The organism is Streptomyces sp. NPDC059456 (assembly GCF_042750055.1).
Lineage (GTDB): Bacteria > Actinomycetota > Actinomycetes > Streptomycetales > Streptomycetaceae > Streptomyces.
In genome coordinates this window covers 1-4915 of sequence record NZ_JBHYVA010000215.1, presented here as the reverse complement: position 1 = coordinate 4915, position 4915 = coordinate 1, and the positions used below count along the sequence as shown (strand labels likewise).

Annotated in this window: 4 protein-coding genes; 3 read left to right on the top strand and 1 reads right to left on the bottom strand. The window is 75.3% G+C overall.

Features of this window, described 5'->3' with window-relative positions:
* Positions 1 to 383: 383 nt before the first annotated feature.
* Both ACFXA3_RS20085 and ACFXA3_RS20080 read left to right on the top strand, forming a co-directional pair.
* Positions 384 to 1316: a LysR family transcriptional regulator gene (locus ACFXA3_RS20085; protein WP_385188478.1), complete on the top strand. Its 933-nt coding sequence runs from the start codon at positions 384 to 386 to the stop codon at positions 1314 to 1316.
* A 106-nt stretch (positions 1317 to 1422) separates the two neighbouring features.
* Positions 1423 to 2319, top strand: a complete 897-nt coding sequence (locus ACFXA3_RS20080; RefSeq protein ID WP_385188477.1) for a class I SAM-dependent methyltransferase — start codon at positions 1423 to 1425, stop codon at positions 2317 to 2319.
* Between the two features lie 147 nt (positions 2320 to 2466).
* Here the strand turns inward: ACFXA3_RS20080 and ACFXA3_RS20075 are convergent, their stop codons facing one another.
* Entirely contained in the window at positions 2467 to 3378 is a 912-nt protein-coding gene (locus tag ACFXA3_RS20075) for an alpha/beta hydrolase fold domain-containing protein (protein ID WP_385188475.1), read from the bottom strand.
* A 215-nt stretch (positions 3379 to 3593) separates the two neighbouring features.
* On the opposite strand from ACFXA3_RS20075, the gene tdh reads away from it, so the two are divergent.
* The gene (gene tdh, locus ACFXA3_RS20070) at positions 3594 to 4622 is read left to right on the top strand and encodes an L-threonine 3-dehydrogenase (RefSeq protein WP_385188474.1); all 1029 of its coding nucleotides are present in this window, start codon (positions 3594 to 3596) and stop codon (positions 4620 to 4622) included.
* The last annotated feature ends 293 nt before the right edge of the window (positions 4623 to 4915 follow it).

Here is a 4915-nt window from a genome sequence, read left to right as displayed (position 1 = left end):
GGGGGCCGGCCCCGGCGGCCCGGCGCGGGCCCGGGCGCGGGGGGGGGGGGGGGCGGGGCGGGGGGGGGGCGGGGGGGCGCCGCCCCCCCCCCCCCCCGGGCCCGCTGCCGGATCGGCGGACGGTTCTGCGGCGGGGCTTGCAGTGGGGCTTGCGGCGAGGCCTGCGGTGGGACTTGCGGCGGGGCTGGCGGCGGGTGCTGCGGCAGCAGCTGCGGCATCCCGCTCGTGGGCACGGCGGAGCACGGCTCCTCCTCGGAGTCGGTGAACTGGCGGGTGTGGGGGAGAGGAAGGGCGGCCGACGTCATCGCGGCCGGCGCCGTCCCCCGTGCTCCACCGTAGAGTTGGCCTGACCTGCTTTCCAGTGCAAGTTCTGCAAGGGATGAATGCGTGTGACGCAATCCGGACTGGACCTCAATCTCCTCGTCGCCCTGGACGTCCTCCTCGAGGAGTCGAGCGTGTCCCGCGCGGCCGCCCGCCTGCACCTGTCCGAGCCCGCCATGAGCCGCACCCTCGGCCGGATCCGCAAGGCCCTCGGCGACCCCGTACTCGTCCGAGCCGGCCGGACCATGGTCCCGACCCCCCACGCCCTCGCCGTCCAGGGCGAGGTCCGGGCCGTCGTGGAACGCGCCCGGGCCCTGTTCCTGACGGGCGGACAGGTCGACCTGACCACCCTCACCCGCACCTTCACCGTCCTGGCCCACGACGCCTTCGCCGCCGCCTTCGGTGCCACCCTCTTCTCCCGCGTGGCCCGTGAGGCGCCCGGCGTCCGGCTGCGCTTCCTGTCGGAGAGCCACGTCGACGTCCCGGCGCTGCGCGAAGGCGTCGCCGACCTCGAACTCGGCGTCGTGGACAGCGGGTCCCCCGAGGTGCGCGTCGAGTACCTCTGCGACGAACGCATGATGGGCATCGCCCGCGCCGGCCACCCGCTGCTGCGCGGCCCGATCACCCCGGACCGGTTCGCCGCCGCCGAACACCTCATCGTCTCCCGGCGCGGCCGGCTGGAAGGACCCGTGGACCGGGCCCTCGCCGAACTGGGCCTGACCCGGCGCGTGGTGGGCAGCGTCGGCTCCTACCCCGCCTCCCTGTTCATCCTGCGCGAAAGCGACCTCGTCGGCCTCGTCGCCTCCCAGGCCGTCCCGCTCGCCGCCGAGCTGGGGCTGGAGGCCTTCGAGGTCCCCCTCGACCTGCCGACCCTGCCCTTCGGCCTCGCCTGGCACCCGCGCCACGACGCCGACCCGGCCCACGCCTGGCTGCGCGACTGCGCCCGCGAGCTGCTCCCGGCGGCCGTCGCACACCCCGTACGCCGTACGCGCTGACCCGAACGCCTCCCCCGTCCGGGGGACGGGCCGCCGCGCGCTGCCCCGGCGAACGCGCTCCGGGGCACCATACGCACGCGTCCCACCCCGCCACGGAAGGCAGAGCATGCGGTTCCAGTACGACACCATCGGCGAGCGCTTCGTGGAGTCGAAGACCGTCGCCGCCTTCTCGGCGGCCGACACCCACACCCTGCTCGGCGCGCTCGACGCGCTCGGCGGGGTGAGCGGGCTCGACACCCTCGACCTGGCCTGCGGATACGGCTACAACACGCGGCTGCTGGCCCGCGGCGGGGCCCGGCGGGCCGTCGGCGTGGACATCTCCGAGGAGATGATCCGGCTCGCCCGCGCGCACGGCGTGATCGGCGCCGACGACGTGGCCACCCTCGAAGGCGCGGTGGGCGCGGATTCCTCCCCCGAGCCTTCCGAGGACGACGCCGTGGCGGCGGCCCTCGCCCCCGGGGCCGTCGCCCCCGGGGCCGTCGCCACCGGGCCCGCCGGAAGCACACCCGGCCGCGCCGCGCCGCGGGACACCTCGATCGAATACGTGGTCGCCGACACGGCCAAGCTGCCGCAGCTGGGACCCTTCGACCTCGCCACCGCCGTGTACCTGTTCAGCCAGGCCACCGACCGGTCCGCCCTGCACGCCATGTTCCGCTCCATCCGCGCCAACCTGCGCGACGGCGGCCGCCTCCTGGCCATCGTGCCCAACGCCGGCGCGTACCCGCACGTCGACTGGTCGCCGTACGGGGTCCGGATCGTCGACCGCGTCCACGAGGGCGACGCGCCGCTGCTGAAGGCCCAGTTCCTGACCCGGCCCTCGGTCGACTTCGAGTTCCGCGAATGGGCGCACGCCGACCTCGCCGAGGCCGCCGTCGAAGCGGGCTTCGCCACCGTCGGCTGGCAGCCCAACCGGACCCCGCCCCCCGACGGCGCACGCGACGAGGCCTACTGGACCGCGTACCGCGCCTGGCCCATCAGCTCGCTGATGACCTGCACGGCATGACGCCCCGCCCACCGGCCGACCCCGCCGCCGGCCGCCCGCCCAGACCGGCAGCACGCCCGCCGGCCCGCCACGCCGCACGCCCGCCGGCCGACCCCGCCGCACCCCCGGAGGCCGGGTCCGCCGACCGGTCGCCGGGCCGGACCGGCCTCACTCCTCGTCGGCGGCGGACCTGATCAGCTCAACGATCCGGTCCCGGGCCGCCCGCCCCTCCGGCACCGGCAGCAGCGGGTACCCGTGCGGCAGCCCCGGCTCCTCGTGGAACTCCACGTCGACCCCGTCCGCACGCGCCCGGCGCAACAGCTCCCGGCTGTCGGTGGTCAGCACGTCCCGGGTGCCCGTGAACACCGTCATCGGCGCCAGCCCCGCGAACGCGCCGCGCAGGGGGCTCACCTGCGGGTCGTCCGTGGCCAGCGTCCCCGCGTACAGCCGGCCGGCCTCCAGCAGCCCCGGCCGGGCCTGCACCGGGTCGGCCGCCTCGATCGCCGCCTGGTCCGGGTGGCTCATGGTCAGGTCCAGCCAGGGCGATATCAGCACGATCCGCGAAGGCTGCGCCCCCGTACGGTCGCGCAGCCGCTGGGCGGCGGCCAGCGCCATCCCCGCCCCCGCCGCGTCCCCGACGAGTACGGTGCCGCCCGCACCGCCGCTCGCGATCAACCCGCTGAGCAGGTCCGCCGCCACCGGAACCGTCCGGTCGGCCGTCCCGCGCGGGGCGAGTATGTACGCAGGTACGACGACGCGCGCCCCCGCCTCCGTCACCAGGGTCCGGATCATCGACCAGTGCGGTCGCTCCAGCTCGTTGATGTACCCGCCGCCGTGCACGTACAACACCCGGGCCGTGGGCTCGACCCCGCGGGGCGAAGCGTCGTACACCGGCCAGGCACCGACGAAGGTACGGGAGACCTCGGCGACCCGGCCCAGCGAGCGCGGCGGCAGATGGGACGCCGGCCGGCGGGCCGACTCCGCCACCCGTGCGCGTACCGCCTCGGCACTCGCGAACCGTCTTCGCCGCCCCGCCGCGATCAGCGCGACCGACAGCGCTCTGCTGCGCAGACTCGGCACGCCCCTCACCTCCCCATTCCCTGCCCCGGCCGCGGGCCCCTGCCCAGGCCACAGCCCTTCACGTGAGGAGCATAGGCGTGAAGCTGGGCTGTCGACCCGCTTAAGAAATCCTCGATGGACTGATCACCTCCGCGCTCGGCAGATTGGTCCTTGTCGATACGTCGCACCCGTCCCCGTGGTCGCAACGTCCCCTCCGCATGCCTGGAGCCACCCCCATGAAGGCACTCGTCAAGCACAAGGCCGAGCCCGGGCTGTGGCTCATGGACGTCCCCGAGCCCGAGTACGGCCCCGGCGACGTGCTGATCAAGGTGCTGCGCACCGGCATCTGCGGCACTGACCTGCACATCCGCTCCTGGGACGGCTGGGCGCAGGGCGCGGTCAAGACCCCGCTCGTGCTCGGCCACGAGTTCGTGGGCGAAGTCGCCGCGCTCGGCGCCGACGTCCGCGACATCGAGATCGGCGCGCTCGTCAGCGGCGAGGGCCACCTGGTGTGCGGCAAGTGCCGCAACTGCCTGGCCGGCCGCCGCCACCTGTGCCGCAGCACCGTGGGCCTCGGCGTCGGACGGGACGGCGCCTTCGCCGAGTACGTCGTCCTGCCCGCGCAGAACGTGTGGGTGCACCGGACCGCCGTGGACCTGGACGTGGCGGCGATCTTCGACCCGTTCGGCAACGCCGTCCACACCGCGCTGTCGTTCCCGCTGGTCGGCGAGGACGTCCTGATCACCGGCGCCGGCCCGATCGGGATCATGGCGGCGGCCGTGGCCCGGCACGCCGGCGCGCGCAACGTCGTCATCACCGACGTCAGCCCCGAGCGCCTGGAGATCGCCCGCAAGGCCGGCGCCACGCTCGCCCTCGACGTCTCGAAGGCGACCATCGCCGACGCCCAGGCCCAGCTGGGCCTGCGCGAGGGCTTCGACGTCGGCCTGGAGATGTCCGGCCGCGCCGAGGCCATGCGCGACATGATCGACAACATGACGCACGGCGGCCGGATCGCCATGCTGGGCCTGCCCGCGCAGGAGTTCCCGGTGGACTGGGCCAAGGTCGTCACCTCGATGATCACGATCAAGGGCATCTACGGCCGCGAGATGTTCGAGACCTGGTACGCGATGACCGTGCTGCTGGAGGGCGGGCTCGACCTCTCCCCGGTCATCACCGGCCGCTACTCGCACCGCGACTTCGAGGCCGCGTTCGACGAGGCCGCCACCGCCCGCAGCGGCAAGATCATCCTGGACTGGACGGCGTAACCGCCGCTCCCCGTCCTCCCGCGAAGGCCGGCCGACACCGCACGGGCCGCCGGCTGGCACCGCATGAGCCGGCCGACGCCGCACGGGCCGGCCGATACCGCCGAGGCCGGCTCACACCGGCCGATACCGCCGAGGCCGGCTCACACCGGCCGATACCGCCGAGGCCGGCTGACGCCGCGAGAGCCGGCCGGCACCGGCCGACGCCCACAGACCATTTCCCTCCGGCCGGGGGGGGGCGCGCCCCCCCCCCCCCCCCCCGCCCGCCGGCCCCCCCCCCCGCCGCACCGCCCCCC